Origin of the sequence: Allobosea sp. LC85, from assembly GCF_000735605.1 — a bacterium.
Lineage (GTDB): Bacteria > Pseudomonadota > Alphaproteobacteria > Rhizobiales > Beijerinckiaceae > Allobosea.
In genome coordinates, this window is sequence record NZ_JPKG01000028.1 from 1 (window position 1) to 21,478 (window position 21,478).

Sequence of the window (21,478 nt, forward strand, 5' to 3'; positions counted from 1 at the left end):
ACCTCGCCATCGCGCTGCGCTTTGCAGATGCTTGTCGGCAATCAGCCAACGCGATCAGCCGCGGGCTCTATCATCCCGCGAGGAGAGCCTTTGCTTGACTCCTACCGCCCCAAAAGAGAAGGCCGGCCCCTCGGGGCCGGCCTTTTCTGTTTGCGCGAACCGCAACCCGATCAGGGCTTGGGAGCAGCCGGAGCGCCGGGAGCGGGAGCCGCGCCGGGGAGCGCCGGAGCGCCCGGAGCCGGATTGGCGCCGCCGCCGCCGAGACGCTGGCGCAGCTCTTCCTGGCGCTTGGACAGCTCGTCCTGCAGTTGCTTCTGCTGTTCCTCGAGCACCTTCGGGTCGATCGGGGCGCCATCGAAGCCCTTGCCGAAATCGGCGAGCGGAATGGCGAAGGTCACCTCGCGGCCCGTCTGGTTCTGCACGCTGATATTGAGCGTGTTGCCCTTCTTCATCGCATTGATGACATCATCCTTCACCTGCGCCTCGGCGAAACAGCCGTTCGGGAAGCAGATGGCGTAACGGCCGGGCACCGGCTGCGCCGTGTCGACGCCGAAGCGAACACCCGGCTGCAGCAGCAAGCCGAGCGGCATCAGGAAGCGCACGATCCGCGTCGGATCGCCCTTGACGTCATAGACGGCAACCGCGAGCACCGGCTGGCCCTGGTCCGAGACGAAATCGCGGGTCGTGTAGCAGATTTCCTTGTTGTTGGCCTGGTCCTTGCCGCAAACCTTGGTCCAGCTGGTCTGGGACGGCTCCGGCTTGACCTGAACGACGGTCGGTCCACCCTGCTGCTGGGCCTGGCCGGCCGGCTGCTGCGCTGGCTGCTGCTGAGCCGGTGGCTGGGCTGGGCGTTGAGCAGGACGCTGCTGCTGGGCGAAGGCGGCGACCGGGCTGAGGCCGATCACGGCGCTCATGGCCAGGCCGAACGCTCGGGCAGACAGACGCTGAGACGGGCTGAACGAAGCGGTCATAGGGTTTTCCTTACCAGGCGAATCTCGAAACACGACTTCGCAAGCCGCGCGCATCATTGTCGACGGGCTCAATCGCACACGCGCGCCAGCCGCTGGAAGGCCGTGCACATCGGTTGTGATTGCGGCGTTTGAATGACACCTCGCGCTGCGTTTAGCGAGTTCTGCTGCAGGTTTCCAGTCCGAACAGCTTACGTGACGGCCGGCAAGCCGTGTTATTCTTGCCGCTGGGAATCAGGTCAGGCAATGGGTTCATATCTTGCGCCGGCTGCAGCGATTGGCGTTGCGGTACGGCATATCTTCGCGGTTCTTGCCGTCGTTCTGGTGGCGGGCGCAGTCGCGCGCGCCGAATCGTCATCGGCCGATCACGCCATCGCCATGCATGGCGAGCCTGCACTGGCGAAGGGCTTTGCGCATTTGCCCTATGCCGACCCGGCTGCTCCCAGAGGCGGGCGAATCATTTTTGGCCTTCAGGGCACCTTCGACAGCCTGAACCCGCTCGTCGTGCTCGGCGTCGCCCCGGACGCGGTGCCCCGCTATGTGCAGCAGAGCCTGCTCTTCCGCTCGGCCGACGAGCCCTTCACGGCCTACGGCCTATTGGCGAGCGAGGTCGAGCTCAATGACGACCGCACCCGGCTCGCCTTCGAGATCGACCCGCGGGCCACCTTCTCGGATGGCCAGCCTGTCACCGCCGAAGACGTGCGCTTCACGTTCGAGATGCTGAGGACCAAGGGCAAGCCGTTCCACCGCTCCAGCCTCGGGCGCGTGACCAGGGTCGAAGTGCCCTCCCCGCGCCGAATCGAGTTCGAGCTCGGCGACGGCTCCAACCGCGAATTGCCGCTGGTGATCGGCGCCATGCCGATCTTCGCCAAGCACGCGACCAATGCGGAAACCTTCGGCGAGACCAGCTTCAAGCCCGCTCTCGGCTCCGGCCCGTATCTCGTGAGTGAAGTGAAGCCAGGCGAGGCCCTGACCTTGAAGCGCCGCAGCGGCTTCTGGGCCGAGGATCATCCGCTGACGCGCGGTCTCTTCAATGCCGACGAGATCCGCTACGACTTCTATCGTGACGCCAATACGCTCTTCGAAGCGTTCAAGGCCGGACTCTACGATGTCCGTCTCGAAGGCGACCCGACACGCTGGATGACGGGCTACGATGTCCCGGCCGTGCGCGATGGCCGCATCATCCGGGAGGCGCTGCGCTTCGAGGCGCCGAAGGGCATGACCGGCTTCGTCTTCAACACGCGCCGCGCGGTCTTCGCCGATGTCAGAGTGCGCGAGGCGCTTGGCATCCTGTTCGACTTCGAATGGGCCAACCGCAACCTGTTCCATGGTGCCTTTCGCCGGGCCGGCAGCTTCTTCGCGGATTCGGACCTCTCCGCCCTCGGAGTGGCGGCGGATGCACGCGAGCAGGCACTGCTCGCAAGCTTCCCCGGGGCCGTCCGGGAGGACGTTCTCGCCGGAACCTGGACGCCCTCGGCGACCGATGGTTCCGGTCGTGACCGCGATCAGGCGCGCAAGGCGCTCGATCTGCTGCAGGGCGCTGGCTATGCACTGCAGGATGGTGTGCTGCGCAACAGCAAGAGCGGCGAGGCGCTGACCTTCGAGATCACCGTCACCAGCCGGCCGCAGGAGCGGCTTGCTCTCAACTATGCCAAGTCGCTGACCAGGCTGGGCATCGCCGTCACGGTCAGGCTGATCGACGATGTGCAGTATTGGCGCCGCCTCTCGGCCTTCGATTTCGACATGATCCAGTGGACATGGCCGGCCTCGGCCTCTCCCGGAAACGAGCAGGTCGGGCGTTGGGATTCGAGCAATGCCGAGCGCAAGGGCTCGCTGAACTATGCCGGTGTGAAATCGCCGGCAGTCGACGCGGTGTTGAAGACGCTGCTCTCCGCTCGCGAACGCGCCGATTTCGTTGCCTCGGTGCGCACGCTCGACCGGCTGCTGATCTCCGGATTCTACGTCGTGCCGCTCTATTACTTGCCCGAGACCTGGCTCGCCCGCTCACGCGATGTCGTGCTGCCCGCTCGCAGACCGGCCTATTTCCTGTCCACCGAAGTTCTGGCCCGCGTCCCGGCGCCGCCGGCTCCGGCGAACTGAAGGATCGTCGATGCGGGCTGACTACGACGACGCTGCTGCCCTGCTAGACGGCCTCGATCTCGACACCCTGCTGAAGGCCCTGGTGCGCAGCCGCGGCTACGAGGCGGCGTTGCGCGATCCGCCGGGACGCCGCAGCTGGAGCGACGAGCAGCCGCGCTCCCTCAGTTTCGTGGATCTCGACGAGCGGGTCGCGCGCCTCGCCGGTCTTCTGAGCACCAATCACGCCCAGCCCGGCGCGAGCGTCGCAATCCTTGCGCCGCTGGGGCCCGAGGCACTCGTTTCCATTCTGGCCGCCCTGCGTGCCGGCCTCTCGCCGCTGATGTTGCCGCTGCACGCCAATGAACTGGTACTGCTGCGATTGATTGAGGCATCGGGAGCCGTGATGGCTCTCGGCGCCGGCCGCATCGGTCACGTTCGCCCGTTGCTGATGGTGCGCACGCTTGCCATGCGCGCCTTCGGGACGCGCTTCGTCGGCGGCTTCGGCCGTGACATTCCCGATGGCGTCGCTCCGCTCGATGCCCTGCTGGCGAATGGCGCGCGCCACCCCCTGCCGGAATCGACGGAACGCCCTGCCCTGCAGGTCGTCGACAGCAGGAGCTTTGCAGGACCGCAGGCCATCTCGGAACGCGCGTTGCTGAGCAAGGCGCTGGAGATCTCGCGCCTGCTGAAACCTCTGGCCTCGTCACGGATCATCACCACGCTGGTCGGCGGCGACCTTGCGGCGCTGGCCTCCGGGCCAGGCATGGCGATCCTGACCGGTGTCGAGTTGCTGCCGCTCGGCCTGTTCAGCCTCGGCGACCTGCATGCCTGCCTCGAAGGCGGGAGGAAGGCCCATCTGGTGCTTCCGGGCGCCATGGAACCCGCCTTGGCGCGCTCGAAACTGGCGAGCCACCCGGCTCTCGCCAGCCTGGTCTTCGTGCAACGGCCAGGCCAGATGCGCTCCTATCCGGCCATCGATCGCCCCGACCTCGCCCTCGTCGATATCGATGTGCGCTCGGCGACCGAAATCGACGTCGTCAAGCGCTAGCCCGGACGACGTGACGCGTCATTGCAAGCGAAGCCCCCCGGCAAAGGCCCAGATTGCTTTGCCGCCGCGCTCCTCGCAATGACAGGCGAGGCGAAGACCAGCGCCTCGAGCTGACGCTCACGCCGCCTTCTTCCGTTCGGCGATGCGCGCCAGATCGGTCAGCAACCGGCGTGTGCCCTTGAGCCGCTGCTCCGCCGTCTCGAAGTCGTCGATGAAGACGACGCGCATGTCGGGGCGGACCTTGGCCAGCGTTCCCTGCTTCGCGACGTAGCCGACCAGCCCCTCGGGATTGGAGAACTCGTTGTCGCGGAAAGCAACGATGATGCCCTTCGGTCCGGCCTCGACCTTCTCAACATTGGCGCGACGGCAGAGCGCCTTGATCGCCACGATCTCCAGCAGTTGCTGCACCTCTTCCGGCAGCGGTCCGAAACGGTCGACCAGCTCGGCGCCGAAGGACTGGATCTCGCCATCCTCGTCGAGTGTCGAGAGCCGCTTGTAGAGGGTCAGGCGCAGCGTCAGATCGGTGACATAGTGCTCGGGAATCATCACTGGCGCACCGATCTGGATGCTCGGCGACCATTGGCTTTCGGCAACGATGTCGATACCCGCCTTGAGCTGCGCCACCGCCTCCTCGAGCATCTGCTGGTAGAGTTCGTAGCCGACTTCCTTGATGTGCCCGGATTGCTCGTCCCCGAGCAGGTTGCCGGCACCGCGGATGTCGAGATCGTGGCTGGCGAGCTGGAACCCTGCGCCCAGCGTGTCGAGCGATTGCAGCACCTTGAGCCTGCGCTCGGCCTGCTCGGTCAGCTTGCGATTGGTCGGCATGGTGAAGAGTGCATAGGCGCGGATCTTCGAGCGGCCGACGCGACCACGCAGCTGATAGAGCTGGGCGAGGCCGAACATGTCGGCGCGATGCACGATCAGGGTGTTCGCCGTCGGGATATCGAGCCCGGACTCGACGATCGTGGTCGAGAGCAGGACGTCGTACTGGCCCTCATAGAAAGCCGTCATCACATCCTCGAGCTGGCCCGCCGCCATTTGGCCATGGGCGATGCCGACCTTGGCCTCGGGCACCTGCTTGTCGAGGAAATCCTTGACCTCGGCGATGTCCTCGATGCGCGGCACGACATAGAAGCTGCGACCACCTCGATAGCGCTCGCGCAGCAGCGCCTCGCGCACGATCAACGAATCGAACGGCGTGACGAAGGTCCGCACGGCCAGCCGGTCGACCGGTGGCGTCGCGATGATCGAGAGCTCGCGCACGCCGGTCATGGCGAGTTGAAGCGTGCGCGGGATCGGCGTGGCCGACAGAGTCAGCATGTGCACCTCGGCGCGGAATTCCTTTAGCCGCTCCTTGTGGTTGACGCCGAAATGCTGCTCCTCGTCGACGATGACGAGGCCGAGATCCTTGAACTCGACGCCCTTGCCGAGCAGGGCATGGGTGCCGACGACGATGTCCATGGTGCCGTCGGCGATGCCCTGCTTAACCGCCTTGAGATCCTGCGCCGAGACGAAGCGCGAGGCCTGGCCGACCTTCACCGGCAACCCCGCAAACCGTTCGGCGAAGTTCCGATAGTGCTGGCGGGCGAGCAATGTCGTGGGCACTACGACCGCGACCTGCTTGCCGGCAAGCGCTGTCGTGAAGGCGGCACGTAGCGCCACCTCGGTCTTGCCGAAGCCGACATCGCCGCAGACCAGTCGGTCCATCGGCCGGCCGGCCGCGAGATCGTCCAGAACCGCGTCGATCGTGTTCTGCTGGTCCTCGGTCTCCTCGAACGGGAAGCGGGCCCGGAATTCATCATAGAGCCCATCCGGCGGAACGAGGCGCGGCGCTTCCTTCAGCGCGCGGGCGGCAGCGATCTGAATCAGCTTGCCCGCCATCTCGCGGATGCGCTGCTTCAGCTTGGCCTTGCGCGCCTGCCAGCCACCGCCGCCCAGCCGATCAAGCGGAACCTCGGTGTCCTCCGAGCCATAGCGCGAGAGCAGCTCGATATTCTCGACCGGCAGGAACAGCTTGGCATCTCCCGCATAGTGGATTTCGAGGCAATCATGCGGCGCTCCTGCCGCCGTGATGCTCTGCAATCCGATGAAGCGGCCAATGCCGTGGTCGACATGGACAACCAGGTCGCCAGGCGCGAGCGATGACAGCTCGGCGATGAAATCCTGCGGCCGGCGCGTCTTGCGGCGCGGGCGTACGAGGCGGTCGCCCAGAATGTCCTGCTCGCCGATGACCGCAAGCTTGCCGGCCTCGAAGCCAGCCTCGAACCCCCAGACCGCGAGTGCCGTGATGCCGGGCTTCAAATCGAAGGCTGCGCGCAGGGACCCGGCGGTCTGCACGGTCTTGAGGCCATGATCAGCCAGCACATGGGCCAGGCGCTCGCGCGAGCCCTCCGACCAGGCGGCAAGGATGACGCGCCGGCCATCGGCCTGCAGCGCCTTCACATAGGCGACAGCCGCGTCGAAGACGCTGCCGGCATTATCGGCGCGCTCGGCCGCAAAGCTGCGACCCTGGCGGGCGCCGAGATCGACGATCAGCTTTCCGTCGCTATCGGGCAGTTGGAACGGCGTCAGCGACGCGACGCCGGCATTGTCGATCACTCCGCGCCATTCGGTCGGGGACAGGTAAAGCGCGTCGGGTGGCAACGGCTTGTAGGGTGTCCCTCCCGTGCCGCCCTGGTCGAGGGCTGCCTTGCGCGCATCGTAATAGTCCTTGATCAAGCTGATGCGCTCGCCGACCGCATCCTCAGCCTGCGCGTCGAGAACCAGCGGCACATCCGGCAGATAGGTGAAGAGCGTGTCGAGCCGGTCGGCCAGCAAAGGCAGCCAATGCTCGAGCCCCGCGGGCCTGCGGCCTTCGCTGACCGCCTCGTAGAGCATGTCGTCGCGGCCAGGCGTGCCGAAGCTCGCGATATAGGACTGGCGAAAGCGCTTGATGCTCTCGCTGGTCATTTGCGCCTCGGACATCGGCACGAGATCGAGCCCACGCAATTGTCCCGTGGTGCGCTGCGTCTCGGGGTCGAAGGTACGGATCGATTCCAGTGCGTCGCCGAAGAAGTCGAGGCGGATCGGCGCAGGCATGCCCGGCGGGAAGAGATCGACGATGCCGCCGCGCACCGCGAACTCGCCGGTCTCGCGCACCGTCGAGGTACGCAGATAGCCGTTCATGTCGAGCCAGCGGGCGAGTTGCTCGGTGTCGACCATGTTGCCCGGCGCGGCCGAAAAGCTCTCCGAGGCCACCTTGCTGAAGGCAGGTACCCGCTGGAGCGCGGCGTTGACCGTCGTCAGCAGCAGGCGCGGCTTGTCGCCGGACTTGGTCTTGGCCAGCCGCGACAACGTCGTCATGCGATGGGCCACGATCGCCGGTGCCGGCGAGACGCGGTCATAAGGCTGGCAGTCCCAGGCCGGGAAGCTCATCACCTCCAGATCGGGCGCCACGAACTGGAGCGCATTCTCCAGAACCTGCAGCCGCTGCCCGTCACGCGCGATGAAGACGAGCATCGCTGCGCCTTCCGCCTTTTTCGCCCGGGTCCGGACGAGATCGGCAAGGACGACGGCGTCGAACCCGTCCGGCACGCTGGCGAGCGTCGGCTTGTCGCCCCGCTTCAGCGCGTCGAGGATGCGGTCGATCTGCAGCTTGGCGAGCTGGGCGGGAGGCGGAATGCTCATATCGGATTGTCGCTGCGTGCTCAGACGTGAATCGGCTTGCTGTGGTTGTGGAACGCCTTCAGCCGCCGGAACACGGCTGTATCGTAGTTCTCCGGCACCTCGGCCTCTCCCGTGATCCAGGACAGCAGGTCACGGTCGAGAACCTCGATCAACTGCTCGAACTCGTCGAGTTCGACATCGCTCAACGTGCCGATCTCGGCATCGGCAAAGCGGCCCATGATCAGGTCCGTCTCACGCATGCCGCGATGCCAGGCGCGGAACAGGATCTTGCGGCGGCGCGGATCGAGATCGGCACTGGTGCGGGAAGAGCCACTCATCGTAAGCCTCGCATGAAACGCAAATGGCGGAACGGGCCGGCCCCGTCGCGGAACCTGCCGATGCAGGCTATATAGCGATGGCGTCGGGGCGAGTCAGTGGCCGAACCGCCGCGTTTCCCGCAATTCCGGTTCCCGCCCGAGGCAGATGCGTCCTTCCTTGCTTGATCCGCTCTTTGCTCCCGCGACGACATTGCCCGGTGTCGGCCCCAAGCTCGGCAAGCTGCTGGACAAGCTGCTCGGCGACGAGACGCAGCCGGCGCGGGTCGTCGACCTGCTGTTCCACCTTCCCACCGGCGCCATCGATCGTCGCCCGAGCGCCAGCATCGCCGACGCTCCGATCGGTGATATCGCGACCTTCTCGGCCCGTGTCACCGAGCATCGCCCCGCCCCGCCCGGCAAGGCCAAGGCCCCCTATCGCGTCATCGTCGAGGACGAGACCGGCGATGTGACCCTGGTCTTCTTCCATGCGGATGTCCGCCACCTCCTGCAAACCCTGCCGGTCGGCGAGTTCCGCATCATCTCGGGTAAGCTCGAGCTCTGGGACGGCATGCGCCAAATGGTCCATCCCGACCGCATCATGGATGCCAGGGCCTTCGCCAGCCTGCCATCGATCGAGCCCGTCTACGGCCTGACCGAAGGCATCGGCCCCCGCGTCATGACACGGATCGCGGCAGCAGCGGCGGAAAAATGCCCGGACCTCGCCGAATGGCAGGACCGCAGCTTTCTGCACAAGTCCGGCTTCGCCTCCTTCGCCGAGGCCATCCGTGCCCTGCACCACCCGCCCGACCTGCGCGCCGTCGAGGGCGACACGATCGCACGCAGGCGCATTGCCTATGACGAGTTGCTGGCGAGTCAGATCGCGCTTGCCCTGGTGCGCCGGCAGCAGAAGAAGGCAGCCGGACGCGTCACCATCGGTGACGGCCGCATGCTCGAGGCGATCGAGGCGGCCCTGCCCTTTTCGCTCACCAATGGCCAGCGCCAGGCCGTGGCCGATATCCATTTGGATATGGAGAAGCCCGAACGCATGCTGCGCCTGCTGCAAGGCGATGTCGGCTCGGGAAAGACCGTTGTCGCCCTGATGGCGATGGCCGCAGCTGCCGAGGCTGGCCGGCAATCGGTGCTGATGGCGCCGACCGAGATTCTGGCGCGCCAGCATGCCGAACGGCTGGCGCCGCTGGCAGAAGCCGCCGGACTCAAGCTCGCCCTTCTGACGGGCCGGGAGAAGGGCGCCAGCCGACGCCAGGTGCTCGAGCGGTTGGCAAGCGGCGAGATCGCCATCGTGGTCGGCACCCATGCCCTGTTCCAGGAAGGCGTCGTCTTTCATGACCTCGCGCTGGCGGTGGTCGACGAGCAGCACCGCTTCGGCGTCCACCAGCGCCTGATGCTGGGTTCGAAGGGCGAGGCCGTCGACATCTTGGTCATGACCGCAACGCCGATCCCGCGCACCTTGGCGCTGACCTGGTTCGGAGACATGGATGTCTCGGTGCTCGCCGAGAAGCCGGCCGGCCGCAAGCCGATCTCGACGCGAGCGATCTCGCTCGAACGCTATGACGAGGTGGTCGGGGCGGTCGGCCGCGCGGTCGAGGCCGGCGCGCAGGTCTACTGGGTCTGCCCGCTCGTCCAGGAATCGGACACGCTCGACGTTGCTGCTGCGCAGGAGCGCTTCGAGGAGCTGGGCGGGCATTTCGGCGCCAGGGTCGGGCTGCTGCATGGCCAGATGCCGGGGCGCGACAAGGATGCGGCTATGGCAGCCTTCGTTGCCGGCGAAACGCGCATCCTGGTTTCGACCACCGTCATCGAGGTCGGGGTCGACGTGCCCAATGCCAGCGTCATGGTGATCGAGCATGCCGAGCGCTTTGGCTTGGCCCAGCTCCACCAGTTGCGCGGGCGGATCGGGCGTGGCTCGGCTGCTTCGACCTGCCTCCTGCTCTACAAGGGGCCGCTTGGTCCGGTCGCGGAGGCGCGACTGACCATCATGCGCGAGACCGAGGACGGCTTTCGCATTGCCGAGGAGGATCTGCGCCTGCGTGGCGAAGGCGAGGTGCTCGGTACGCGCCAGTCCGGCTCCCCCGACTGGCGCGTTGCCCGACCCGAAGTCGATGGCGATCTGCTGGCGGCCGCTCGCGATGATGCGCGACTCCTGATCGAGCGCGACCCGCACCTCGCCGACGAACGCGGCGAGGCCGTCAGGACGCTGCTCTATCTGTTCGAGCGGGACGTCGCGATCAGGCTCTTGCGCGCTGGTTAAAGCATCGGCCCGAAAAGTGGATTGCGGTTTTCGGGAAAGCTGATGCAAACACAGACGGTTAGATCATCGGACCGGATACGATATCCGGTCCGATGATCTAGCGCTGAAGATCCTGCAGGAGATCAATCCCGATCAAGCGGCTGCAGCGCGGGATCGGCATCGTTCGGGTGTGCCTTCGTGAGAACCACAATGGACCCAATCAGCAAAGCCGTGTGGTGCGTCGAGAGCCGCTTCGCCTCCGGAATCTCGCTCGACGAGATCGCCTCGGTCAGCGGCGTCTCGCGCTTCCATCTCTGCCGCGCCTTCGGCAACGCGACCGGCCGTTCGGTGATGCGCTATGTTCGCGAACGCCGGCTGACCGAAGCCGCCCGGAGGCTGGCGAATGGCGCGCCGGACATCCTCTCCGTCGCGCTGGACTGGGGCTACGGCTCTCACGAAGCCTTCACCCGCGCCTTTCGCGAGCAATTCGGCCTCACGCCCGAAGAACTGCGTGAGCGGCGCGATCTCTCGGCGCTCAAGCTCGTGGAGCCCATCGTCATGGACGCAAGCCCAACCGTTACCCTGGAAGAACCTCGCTCACTGACCGGCAAGAGCATGCTCATCGCCGGATTCGCCAGCCGCTACACCTATGAGACTACCGCCGGCATCCCGTCGCTCTGGCAGAAGCTTACTCCACATTTCGGCCATGTCCCCGGCCAGATCGGAAGCATCGGCTACGGCGTCTGCTACAACGCCGATGACGAGGGCAGCTTCGACTATCTGGCCGGTGTCGAGGTGAAGTCCTTCTCCGACCTGCCTCCGGAATACGACCGGATCCGCATTCCGGAGCAGGATTATGTCGTGTTCCTGCATCACGGCCATATCTCGGGCATCAAGGGCACCTTTGACGCGATCTGGCGCGACTGGCTGCCGAAGAAGGGCTGGAAAGCCTCCGAGGGGCCGAGCTTCGAGCGCTATGACGAGCGCTTCGATCCGCAGAGCGGCACCGGAACCGTCGAGATCTGGATTCCATTGAAGGCCTGACGACGTCCAGAAGATCGCCAGTGCGGCAAGTCCACAGATCAGTTCTGGGGCTTGCCGTTGCCGGGCAGCGCCTTGGAGCCGTTCTCCCCCGGCTGGATCAGCCCGGCAGACATGATGAGCTTGGCTCCGTCCTCGACGGAGATCGAAAGCTCCACCACCTCACGGCGTGGCAGGTAGAAGAAAAAGCCCGTGGTCGGGTTCGGCGTGCAGGGCAGGAAGACGCCGATCTGCTCGCTGCCATCCGGCAGGCTTGAGCTGATCTCGGGCGCCGCCTCCTGCGAGATGAAGACGATGGACCACATCCCCGGTTGCGGGAACTGCACCATGCCGACCTTGCGAAACGAGGTGCCCGATTGCGAGAAGATCGTCTCGAAAACCTGCTTTACCCCCTTGTAGAGGCTGCGGATCACCGGCATCCGGTGCAGGATCGCCTCTCCGGCGTCGAGCAAGGTACGTCCGACCAGGTTGGCCGTCAGGAAGCCGAGCAGCGTCAAGCCGATCAATCCGATCACCAGCCCGAAACCGGGGATCGGATAAGGCAGATAGGTCTCTGGCAGATAATTGTTCGGGATCAGCGGCTTCACCACCCCGTCGATCAGGTTGATGAACCACCACGTCACCGAAGCGGTGATCGCCAGCGGCCCCGCGATCACGAGTCCGGTCAGGAAATAGCGGCGCAACCGCGTGCCCGCAGTCGGCCGCAGTAAGTCCGGCTGAAGCATGAGGCCGGGATCAGGAGGGCCGTCTGATGTCATGGCGGTCCGGAATCCGATCTCCAATGGGCGTGCTTGCCTCGGCGGCGCTGCATCGCGATATGAGCAGGATAGCCGAGCCGGTGCCGCTGACCAGCCCCGTCTCACGCGCTGACGCGAATACGGATGGATTTCGTGACCGAAACACCCCGGCAGCTGCGCCGCTGGTACAGGCTGCTGATGTTCACCGCCGGTTGGGTGTTCACGGGTGTCGGGATTATCGGCCTCGTGCTGCCGCTGATGCCGGGAACAGTCTTCCTGATTCTCGCGGCTTGGTGCTTTTCGCGGTCCTCGCCTCGCTTCGAGGCCTGGCTGATTGGCCACCCGAGACTGGGTCCGCATGTCCGTCGCTGGCGTGCAACCGGCGCGATCGACCGTCGGGCGAAATGGATCGCCTGCGGCTCCATGCTGTTCAGTTTCGGGCTGGTGGCGATGAGCGACGCTCCGCCTGCCGCACTCTGGGCCAGCGGTGCCAGCCTGCTCGCCGCCGGAACCTATGTCGCGAGCCGGCCGGAGCCGACTCGCAAGGATTGATCACTCGACGGTGACGGATTTTGCAAGGTTGCGTGGCTGGTCCACGTCCTTGCCCATGAAAACCGCCGTTTGATAGGCGATCATCTGGATCGGGACCGCATAGACGATCGGGGCGAACAGCGAGTCCATATCCGGCATCACGATCGTCGCCTCGGGCTCGATGCCGCATTCGGCCGCGCCCCTGGCATCGGTGATCAGGATGATCCGGCCGCCTCGAGCCGCAACCTCCTGCATGTTGGAGGCGGTCTTCTCGAACAGCGCATCATGCGGTGCGATGACGATGACCGGCATGTCCTCGTCAATCAGTGCGATGGGGCCGTGCTTCAGCTCGCCTGCAGGATAACCTTCGGCGTGAATATAGCTGATTTCCTTGAGCTTTAGAGCTCCCTCAAGCGCCATCGGGAAGCTCGTGCCGCGACCGAGATAGAGCACGTCGCGCGCTTTCGACAGCTTTCGGGCGAGCCGTTCGATCTCGGGTTCCAGCGTCAAGGCCTGCGCCATCAATCCCGGCAGAGCGATCAGCTCGCGGACATATCGGGCTTCTTCCGCCTCCGAGAGCGTGCCGCGCGCACGGGCCGCCGCAAGGGCAAGGCTCGCGAGCGCAGTCAGTTGGCAGGTAAAGGCCTTGGTCGAGGCCACACCGATCTCCGGCCCGGCCAGAGTCGGTGCCACCGCATCGCTCTCACGCGCGATTGTCGAGGTCGGCACATTGACGACGGAAAGGACATGCTGCCCTTCCTGACGGGCATAGCGCAGGCAGGCGAGCGTATCGGCGGTTTCACCCGATTGCGAGACGAAGAGCGCGAGACCGTCCTTGGGCAGCGGCGCCTCGCGATAGCGGAACTCGGAAGCGACATCGATCTCGACGGGCAACCGCGCCAGCTTCTCGAACCAGTACTTCGCCGTGAGCCCGGCATAATAGGCGGTTCCGCAGGCCGAGATCGACAGCCGCGACAGCGCCTTCCAGTCAAAGGGGGTTTCAAAGGGCAGGCGCACGGTCCCTGCAGCCATGTCCAGGTATTTCGTCAGCGTATGGCCGACGACCTCCGGCTGCTCATGGATCTCCTTGGCCATGAAATGATGATAGTTGCCTTTCTCGACCAGGAAGGTGCCGGCGGCGACGCGCTGCGCGCGACGCTCCACCTGCGCGCCCGTGGCGTCGTAGAAGGTCGCGCCCTTGCGATGAAGCACGACCCAGTCGCCTTCTTCCAGATAGGCGATGAGATTGGTGAAAGGGGCAAGCGCCAGCGCGTCAGAGCCGAGATACATCTCGCCATCACCGACTCCGACCGCGAGTGGCGAGCCCTTGCGAGCGCCGATCAGCAGGTCTTCTTCGCCCTGGAACAGGAATGCGAGCGCAAACGCACCGCGCAGGCGTGGCAGGCTTGCCGCAACCGCCGCGACCGGGTCCTTGCCCCGCTCCATCTCGCTGGTGACGAGATGGGCGACGATCTCGGTATCCGTCTCGGTCGCGAAGACGCGGCCCGCAGCTTCGAGCTCGGCGCGCAGCTCGCGGAAGTTCTCGATGATGCCGTTATGCACGACCGCGAGCTTCTCGGTCGCATGCGGGTGAGCATTGGTCTCATTCGGCTTGCCATGCGTCGCCCAGCGCGTATGGCCGATGCCGATCATCCCCTCGAGGGGCTCGTTCGACAGGCGGATCTCGAGATTCCTGAGCTTGCCCTCGGCACGGCGGCGCGTGAGCAGACCGTTCTCCAGCGTCGCGACGCCGGCGGAATCATAACCGCGATATTCGAGCCGCCGCAGCGCCTCGACCACCTGAATGGCTACGGCTTCCTTGCCCAGGATCCCCACAATGCCACACATGCCCGACCTCTTTGAGTGTTGCCGTTGCCGGCTCGTGTAGCTGCGAACGCCAATAACGCCCAATCACGTTGAATGTCAGACTGTGAACAGGCGGTTTCGTCGTCGATTCAATCGGTGCTCTTGGTCGCGCTCAGCTTCCTTGCCTTCGCCCTCTCGCGGAACGCCTTCGCCCAACCGACCCGTCCGACTTGCCTCCCCCGGGCGACCGCCAGCCCGTCAGGGGGAACATCGGTGGTGATGACCGAACCGGAGCCGACATAAGCCCCGTCGCCGATCGTCACCGGTGCGACCAGCGACGAGTTCGAACCGACGAAGGCGCCGGCACCGATCGTCGTCCTGTACTTGAAGAACCCGTCATAATTGCAGGTGATCGTGCCGGCACCGATATTGGCCTCGGCGCCGACGCTCGCGTCCCCGATATAGGTGAGATGGCTGACCTTGGCCCCTTCCCCGATATCCGCCGCCTTGATCTCCACGAAATTCCCGACCTTGGCCTTGCGCGCCAGCTTCGAGCCGGGGCGCAGCCGGCCATAAGGCCCGACACTCGCCTGCGGGCCCACCTCGGCGCCCTCCAGATGCGAGAAGGCATGAATCACCGCGCCATCGGCAATGCTGACACCGGGGCCGAAGACGACATTGGGCTCGATCAGAACATCGCTGCCGATCTGCGTATCGTGGCTGAAGAACACGGTCTCGGGCGCAATCAGCGTCGCGCCCTCCTTCATGACCGCCAAACGCTTGCGGCGCTGGAATTCTGCTTCCGCGGCAGCGAGCTGGGCGCGGTCGTTGACGCCCTGCACCTCGCTTTCAGGCGCACTGAGTGCGGCCACCTTCAAGCCTCTGGCGCGAGCAAGCGCCGGGGCGTCGGTCAGATAGAATTCGTTCTGAGCGTTCGAACTGCCGATCGAATCGAGAATGGCAAGTGCATGCCGACCGTCCAACGCCATCAGCCCGGCATTGCAGAACCGGATTGCCCGCTCGGCCGCGCTCGCGTCCTTGTGCTCGACAATGGCTTCCAGCACGCCGTCACGCATCACCAGCCGCCCGTAGCCGGTCGGGTCGGCAGCTTCGAATCCAAGCGCAACAACCGGCGCGCCATCGGCAAGCGCAGCCCGCAGCGACAGGAACGTCTCGGGGCGAATCAGCGGCGTATCCGCGAAGGCAACGAGGACATCGTCATAGCCTCCGGCCAGTGCCGCACGCGCCGCGAGCACCGCATGTGCCGTGCCGCGCCGCTCGGCCTGGACAAAAACGCGCGCCGACGGCAGGAGCGCCTCGACCTCGGCTGCGACGTCCGGCCGATCCGGCCCGATCACGACGGCAACCGCATCTGCTCCCGCCGCAGCGACCGCCGCAAGCGCATGACCGAGCAGCGAGCGGCCGGCCATCTCGTGCAGCACCTTCGGGCGCTGGGATTTCATCCGGGTGCCCTCGCCCGCGGCGAGAATAACTGCGAGGCAGGTACGTCCGGGCTGCATTTCGGTCATGATTGTCGGCTTCCCTGCGGAGCTAGCCATTCGCTCCCGTGACTCTGACGGAGTCGCGGGGGCGATTTGGTGCATGGTGGCATTGCAGTCGCCGTGGATAGCCGATCCTGATGGCATTTGCCAAAACCTCCGGAGAGATCTTCGGCCGGCGTATTCGAGGGGCGAGACGCAATGGCAATACCTTTCCGCCGGCAACGCGAACGCGTTGCCCAAGTCGCTGACCGCACGCAATATTTAAGCGGCGACCGCTTTTCAGTCAGCCGGGAAATGATCTAGAAGCGCTGGGGTGCGACTGCGCCGCCCGCGTATGTTGGAAATAATGTCGAAATCCTTGAATCGCCGATGGTTTCTGGAGGGCGCGGCGTACAGCCTCGCCGCCGCTCCGCTCATGGGCGCCCGCCCTGCATTTTCCCAGGCCAGTTGGGCCGCAACTGTACAGTCGGTGATCGCTGAAGGTCAGCGCTTCGATGCCGCGCTGGTTGTCGAGGCCGCCCGCATGTTGTCGCGGCGCCCGATGGTGCCGGTAGCAGCAAATGATCTGCCCGAGGGCTACTCCACCCTGCCCTTCGACCAGTTCTCCGGGATTCGTGCGCAACCCGGCGGCCTGATCTGGGCCGGAGAGAATCGCGGCTTCACGATCGAGCCTCTGCATCGCGGGTACGTCTTTTCTGCTCCCGTCAGCCTGTTCACCGTCGAGGACGAAGTGGTGCGCCGCGTTGCGTTCGATCGCGGCAAGTTCGACTACGGCAAGGTTGCACCGCCGCCCGCGGGCGTCGACCTGCAGTTCTCCGGCTTCAGGGTCTCCGCCGGGCTCGAGCGGCCTTACGAGGTCGCGATCTTCCAGGGAGCGACCTTCTTCCGCGCGGTGGCGCGCGGCCAGAATTTCGGTGCGCTGGCGCGCGCCCTGATCCTGCGTCCCGGCGAGACGCGCGGCGAGGAAATTCCCTTCTTCCGCGCCTTCTGGATCGAGCGCCCCAATCCGGCATCGGGCATGCTCGTGATTCACGCCTTGCTCGATTCCGAGAGCCTGTCAGGCGCGGTCCGGATGACTCTGCGCCCGGGCGACGTCACCTTCATCGATGTCGAGATGACCCTGTTCGCGCGACAGGCCCTGGACCATGTCGGCTTCGGCTGCACCATGGGCACCTTCATGTCGGGTCCCCAGAGCCGCCGGACGTTCGACGACGTCCGGCCGGCCGTGCATGAGATCTCCGGTGTCCAGATGCTCACCGGTGGCGGTGAATGGATCTACCGTCCGGTCAGCAACCCGACCAATCTGCAGGTCTCCTCTTTCGTCGACACCAATCCGCGCGGCTTCGGTCTCGTGCAGCGTGAGCGCGATCCGGCAGCGTTCCAGGATGACGACCAGCGCTTTGAGCTTCGCCCCAGTGTCTGGATGGAACCGCTCGGGGAGTGGGGAGCCGGGTCAGTCCAGCTGATCGAGATTCCAAGCGAGTCCGACATCAACGACAACATCATCTCCTACTGGCGGCCGCGCCAGCCCATTGCGGCGGGCAGCGAGACCACCGTCGCCTATCGCCAGGCCTGGTGCTGGCAACCTCCCGAGCGACCGCCGCTCGCCCTTGCCTCGCGTATGCGTCAAGGCCGCGGAACCCAGGGCCGTCGTCGGCGGTTCTTCGTGGAGTTCACGGGCGACAAGCTGGCGGATCCCGCTGTGGTTGCGGCCACTCGCGCCAACATCACGGCGACACCTGGGGCGATCCATGGTTTGCGTCTTTGGCCTTATCCGGAGCGCAAGTTGATGAGGGTCGGCTTCGAGGTCGACCCTGGCAACGAGAACCTCTCCGAACTGCGCCTCGTGCTTGAAGCGGGTGGGCAACCCGTATCGGAAACCTGGTTGAATCGATGGACGTGGTGACCGAGATGCCGCCGCGGGCGGCCGAAGCCCCCATCCGTCCGGGCCCGCCCGGCCCCGAGGCTGCGACGCCGCCGGAGAATCGGCTGGTGATGCCGGTCCAGTCCTTCCGCAGTTGGAAGGCCTCGGAACGTCGCGAGCCGGCCGCACCGCTGGCCTGGGCGACGCCGTGGCTGAAGCGCCTCTTCGTCTTCGGCGGCGGTCTCGCGCTGACCGCTTATGGCGCCTGGGAAATGTACCATGTCGTGTCGGTCAGCCGCACGACCTTCCTGCAGTATGTCTTGCTGCTGTTGTTCACGGTCAATTTCTCGTGGATCGCACTCGCCTTCACCAGCGCGCTGATGGGGTTCTTCGGCCTGCTATTCGGGACCGGTCGGACCGAACGGGCGGAAGCACTGCAGCATCGCACCGTCGTGGTGATGCCGATCTACAATGAGTCGACGGCACGGACCTTCGCGGCGCTGGCCGCGATTCGGGAATCGGTAGAGGCCACGGGCCTCGGTGCGCATTTCGACTATTTCATCGTCTCGGACACAACCAATCCCGATGTCTGGATCGCCGAGGAGCGGGCTTTTCTCGCCCTGCGCGAACGGCTCGGTCCCGGCGCGCGTGTCTATTACCGACACCGTCCGAAGAACCATCACCGCAAGGCCGGCAACATCGCCGATTTCGTCACTCGTTGGGGCGGTTACTACGAGCACATGGTCGTGCTCGACGCCGACAGCCTGATGACCGGCACCTGCATCGTGCGCCTTGCTGCTGCGATGGAGGCCGATCCCGACGCCGGAATCATCCAGTCGCTGCCGCTGATCATCAATCGCAACACCTTCTTCGCGCGGCTGCAGCAATTCGCAGCCCGGGTCTACGGGCCGGTGATCGCGACCGGCCTCGCCATGTGGTCGGGCCGCGACGGCAATTACTGGGGCCATAACGCGATCATTCGGACCAAGGCCTTCGCCGATCATTGCGGCCTGCCCGATCTGAAGGGCAAACCGCCCTTCGGCGGACATGTCCTGAGCCATGACTTCGTCGAAGCCGCGCTGATGCGCCGCGCCGGCTGGTCGGTCTACATGCTTCCCGACCTGACCGGGTCTTATGAGGAGAGCCCGCCCTCGCTGATCGACATCTCGGTGCGCGACCGCCGCTGGGCGCAGGGCAACCTCCAGCACTCGCGCATCATCGGCGCCAAAGGCTTCGTCTGGTCGACGCGCCAGCATTTCGCCACCGGCATCATGGGCTATCTCGCCTCGCCGTTCTGGCTGATGCAGCTGGTGGTCGGCATCCTGATCGTGCTGCAGGTCAATTACGCGCGACCGGAATACTTCACCCAGGAATTCACGCTGTTTCCGGTCTGGCCGCGCTTCGACCCCGAACGCGCCTTGAATCTGTTCGCCCAGACCATGGCGATCCTGCTCGCGCCGAAGCTCTTCGGCCTACTGCTGACCCTGTTCGACGGCAAGCTGCGGCGCGCCTGCGGCGGTACCATCCGGCTGATTCTCTCGTCACTGCTCGAGATCCTGTTCTCAGCCTTCTTCGCGCCGATCATGATGCTGATCCAGTCGGGCTCGGTCTTCCAGATCCTGCTCGGACGCGACACGGGCTGGAACCCGCAGCGCCGCGACGACGGCTCGATTCCGCTGAAGGACATTATCCGGCGCCACCGAATGCATACCGCACTCGGTGCCATCGCCGGGATCTCGGCCTTCATGATCGCGACCTCGCTCTTCGCCTGGATGTCGCCGACGATCGTGGGTCTCGTGCTGGCGATCCCGCTGTCCTGGGCATCGGGCCAGCTCGCACTCGGGCTCTGGCTGAAGCGACACAAGCTGCTGGTGACGCCGGAGGAAGGCGATCCGCCGACGATCGCGCTGCGCGCCAATGCGCTGCAGGAGGAATTCGCCAAGGCGGGCTTCGACGAGGCCGACGGGCTCAAGGCGCTGCATGCCGACCCACGCCTGCGTGCCGAGCACGACATGATGCTCCCCGAGGCGCATCCGCGCCGCCGCGGCGAAGTCGAACCCGAGCGCGCCGTCGCACAGGCAAAGCTGGTCGAGGCAGAGACGATCGACGAGGCTGCGATCTGGCTAAAGCCAAAGGAGCGCATGGTCGTGCTTCACGACCGCGCTCTGGTTGGCTTGCTGTCCTCGCTGCAGCCGTCGAAGGACCAAGACGAGGCAAGCTCGTCAGCTTCAGACGGACGGCGTGAGACCGGAACCAAACCGTCGGCAAGCTCAGCGCCTGGCACTATAGCTATCTAAGCGACCGGCCGCCGTTCTTGCGCCCGGTCGCTTCGCAAACGGCCGCGGCCACAGAGCACGCTGCATTCAAGACAGCACCATCCCGGCCAGGCCGCTTCCGCGGAGCAAGGCCGAGATCCATGCTCGTAGAAGATCATCTCAGGCTCAGGCAGCGATCCGGGATCCTTCCTGGCGTGCCGGAGATCCGCATTTCCGCATCATCCCAGCCGAAGACGGCCGCGTGCAAACGCGTATTCTCCGCCTGGCACACAGTGCTCGGGCTGCTCACTGCCTGGTGAGGACATCCTGGATCGCCTGACCGGCCACGGCATGACCATTCTCGTTCCAGTGGGCATCGGCCGCGAACTCGAATCGGCGCTGGTTGCGAGCCCAGTCCTCGGCAAAGACGGGGTGCAGGTCGAGGAAGGCGATTCCAGCCCGTGAGGCCGCCTCGGCGGCGATACGGTTGAGCTTCAGCGCCGGGCTGTCGGGGCGGCCAGCATAGATCGCGCTGCGATCGCCATCCATGGCGACCAGCAACTTGGCGCCGATGCTGCGGGCCTGCGCCGCCAGGCGGCCCATCATGTAGTCAGTCGCGGCGCGGATATCGGCCTCGCGACGGAGCACCGAGGCGACATCGATATTGGCTGCAAAACGCGTGTCATCGGCCTGGGCCGACCCGAGGAAGGCATCCAGGAGAGCCTGGGGACGGACCTGCCAGCGATAGAGGAAATAGCGCGCCGTCGCGGTCTGCCTGAGCCATTCCACGGAGCGGGGACGCCACGGCTCGGGCGCGATCTCGCCCTGCACCTTGCCGCCCTCGACACGCAGCTTCAGGAAGCTCGATGTATAGCGGCCCGGCGTGAAGACGAAGCTCTCGTCGAAGTCGTTATGGATCAGTAGCACGACGATCTGGTCCGGCCTGGTCGCCAGCACCTCACGGTCGATCATCTGGAGATATTGACTGAAGGGCGCACCGGCGATGCCGTAGCGATAGACCTCGACGGGGCCGGTACTCGCAAGCCCGCCCTGAAGCACTTCGGCAAAGCTGCGCGTGACCGGGACCTGCAAGGCTTCAACGAAGCTGTCGCCAACAAGGGCGATCCGGCGACGCCCGGGAACACGCTCGGCGGGAAAATCCGACAGAGGCGAATTCCAACCCTTGGCGTTGACCGAGAACGGGGCCGCGATCTCGTCGCGCACGCGCCAGACGCCGGCCTGGTTCGGAGCATAGCGCACGAGTCTGTTGACGAAGTCGTTCCGCGGAACGTCGCTGCCCGGCAGCACGAAGCGGAACAGAACAAGCTCGCAAAACGCGAGAAACACCAGCAGGCTGACCAACGACACGCCAAGATTGATCAGGCTGTTGCGCAGGCGGGAGCGAGGCTTCTCCACCGTCATGCTCCCGCTCATCGG

General features: G+C 65.4%; 14 protein-coding genes. 7 read left to right on the plus strand and 7 right to left on the minus strand.

The window, feature by feature from the left end:
* Positions 1-170: 170 nt before the first annotated feature.
* A complete protein-coding gene (locus tag FG93_RS13630) occupies positions 171-971 on the minus strand; it encodes an invasion associated locus B family protein (protein ID WP_043235190.1) in 801 nt (266 codons plus the stop codon).
* Between the two features lie 243 nt (positions 972-1,214).
* Here FG93_RS13630 and FG93_RS13635 point away from each other — a divergent pair, with 243 nt between their 5' ends.
* A complete protein-coding gene (locus FG93_RS13635; RefSeq protein ID WP_052513737.1) occupies positions 1,215-3,068 on the plus strand; it encodes an extracellular solute-binding protein in 1,854 nt (617 codons plus the stop codon).
* A 10-nt stretch (positions 3,069-3,078) separates the two neighbouring features.
* Positions 3,079-4,095, plus strand: coding sequence for an AMP-binding protein (locus FG93_RS13640; protein WP_043235191.1), 1,017 nt, complete (start codon positions 3,079-3,081; stop codon positions 4,093-4,095).
* 117 nt (positions 4,096-4,212) lie between these two features.
* Here FG93_RS13640 and mfd read toward each other — a convergent pair whose 3' ends face one another.
* Entirely contained in the window at positions 4,213-7,761 is a 3,549-nt protein-coding gene (mfd, locus tag FG93_RS13645) for a transcription-repair coupling factor (RefSeq protein WP_052513738.1), read from the minus strand.
* A 20-nt stretch (positions 7,762-7,781) separates the two neighbouring features.
* Complete coding sequence (locus FG93_RS13650) at positions 7,782-8,078, minus strand: succinate dehydrogenase assembly factor 2 (RefSeq protein WP_043235195.1); 297 nt, start codon at positions 8,076-8,078, stop codon at positions 7,782-7,784.
* 145 nt (positions 8,079-8,223) lie between these two features.
* Between FG93_RS13650 and recG the strand changes: the two genes are divergently transcribed.
* Positions 8,224-10,326, plus strand: coding sequence for an ATP-dependent DNA helicase RecG (gene recG / locus FG93_RS13655; RefSeq protein ID WP_043235197.1), 2,103 nt, complete (start codon positions 8,224-8,226; stop codon positions 10,324-10,326).
* Between the two features lie 189 nt (positions 10,327-10,515).
* Entirely contained in the window at positions 10,516-11,349 is an 834-nt protein-coding gene (locus FG93_RS13660) for an AraC family transcriptional regulator (protein ID WP_043235199.1), read from the plus strand.
* 38 nt (positions 11,350-11,387) lie between these two features.
* Here the strand turns inward: FG93_RS13660 and FG93_RS13665 are convergent, their stop codons facing one another.
* Positions 11,388-12,071, minus strand: a complete 684-nt coding sequence (locus FG93_RS13665; protein WP_052513739.1) for a DUF502 domain-containing protein — start codon at positions 12,069-12,071, stop codon at positions 11,388-11,390.
* 165 nt (positions 12,072-12,236) lie between these two features.
* Between FG93_RS13665 and FG93_RS13670 the strand changes: the two genes are divergently transcribed.
* Positions 12,237-12,635, plus strand: coding sequence for a YbaN family protein (locus FG93_RS13670; protein ID WP_244448611.1), 399 nt, complete (start codon positions 12,237-12,239; stop codon positions 12,633-12,635).
* Here the strand turns inward: FG93_RS13670 and glmS are convergent, their stop codons facing one another.
* A complete protein-coding gene (glmS, locus tag FG93_RS13675) occupies positions 12,636-14,462 on the minus strand; it encodes a glutamine--fructose-6-phosphate transaminase (isomerizing) (protein WP_043235202.1) in 1,827 nt (608 codons plus the stop codon).
* Between the two features lie 107 nt (positions 14,463-14,569).
* Positions 14,570-15,940, minus strand: a complete 1,371-nt coding sequence (gene glmU / locus FG93_RS13680) for a bifunctional UDP-N-acetylglucosamine diphosphorylase/glucosamine-1-phosphate N-acetyltransferase GlmU (RefSeq protein WP_052513781.1) — start codon at positions 15,938-15,940, stop codon at positions 14,570-14,572.
* Between the two features lie 451 nt (positions 15,941-16,391).
* Between glmU and FG93_RS13685 the strand changes: the two genes are divergently transcribed.
* Both FG93_RS13685 and mdoH read left to right on the plus strand, forming a co-directional pair.
* Entirely contained in the window at positions 16,392-17,828 is a 1,437-nt protein-coding gene (locus FG93_RS13685) for a glucan biosynthesis protein (RefSeq protein WP_244448612.1), read from the plus strand.
* 5 nt (positions 17,829-17,833) lie between these two features.
* Entirely contained in the window at positions 17,834-20,083 is a 2,250-nt protein-coding gene (mdoH, locus tag FG93_RS13690) for a glucans biosynthesis glucosyltransferase MdoH (RefSeq protein ID WP_280114140.1), read from the plus strand.
* A gap of 264 nt (positions 20,084-20,347) precedes the next feature.
* Here mdoH and FG93_RS13695 read toward each other — a convergent pair whose 3' ends face one another.
* Complete coding sequence (locus tag FG93_RS13695; protein ID WP_043235205.1) at positions 20,348-21,463, minus strand: SGNH/GDSL hydrolase family protein; 1,116 nt, start codon at positions 21,461-21,463, stop codon at positions 20,348-20,350.
* Positions 21,464-21,478 lie beyond the last annotated feature (15 nt).

Excerpts from the sequence above, each read along its gene's own strand:
- FG93_RS13630 (WP_043235190.1), bottom strand. The coding sequence starts at position 971 with ATGACCGCTTCGTTCAGCCCGTCTCAGCGTCTGTCTGCCCGAGCGTTC.
- FG93_RS13635 (WP_052513737.1), top strand. The coding sequence starts at position 1,215 with ATGGGTTCATATCTTGCGCCGGCTGCAGCGATTGGCGTTGCGGTACGG.
- FG93_RS13640 (WP_043235191.1), top strand. The coding sequence starts at position 3,079 with ATGCGGGCTGACTACGACGACGCTGCTGCCCTGCTAGACGGCCTCGAT.
- mfd (WP_052513738.1), bottom strand. The coding sequence starts at position 7,761 with ATGAGCATTCCGCCTCCCGCCCAGCTCGCCAAGCTGCAGATCGACCGC.
- FG93_RS13650 (WP_043235195.1), bottom strand. The coding sequence starts at position 8,078 with ATGAGTGGCTCTTCCCGCACCAGTGCCGATCTCGATCCGCGCCGCCGC.
- recG (WP_043235197.1), top strand. The coding sequence starts at position 8,224 with ATGCGTCCTTCCTTGCTTGATCCGCTCTTTGCTCCCGCGACGACATTG.
- FG93_RS13660 (WP_043235199.1), top strand. The coding sequence starts at position 10,516 with ATGGACCCAATCAGCAAAGCCGTGTGGTGCGTCGAGAGCCGCTTCGCC.
- FG93_RS13665 (WP_052513739.1), bottom strand. The coding sequence starts at position 12,071 with ATGCTTCAGCCGGACTTACTGCGGCCGACTGCGGGCACGCGGTTGCGC.
- glmS (WP_043235202.1), bottom strand. The coding sequence starts at position 14,462 with ATGTGTGGCATTGTGGGGATCCTGGGCAAGGAAGCCGTAGCCATTCAG.
- glmU (WP_052513781.1), bottom strand. The coding sequence starts at position 15,940 with ATGCAGCCCGGACGTACCTGCCTCGCAGTTATTCTCGCCGCGGGCGAG.
- mdoH (WP_280114140.1), top strand. The coding sequence starts at position 17,834 with ATGCCGCCGCGGGCGGCCGAAGCCCCCATCCGTCCGGGCCCGCCCGGC.
- FG93_RS13695 (WP_043235205.1), bottom strand. The coding sequence starts at position 21,463 with ATGACGGTGGAGAAGCCTCGCTCCCGCCTGCGCAACAGCCTGATCAAT.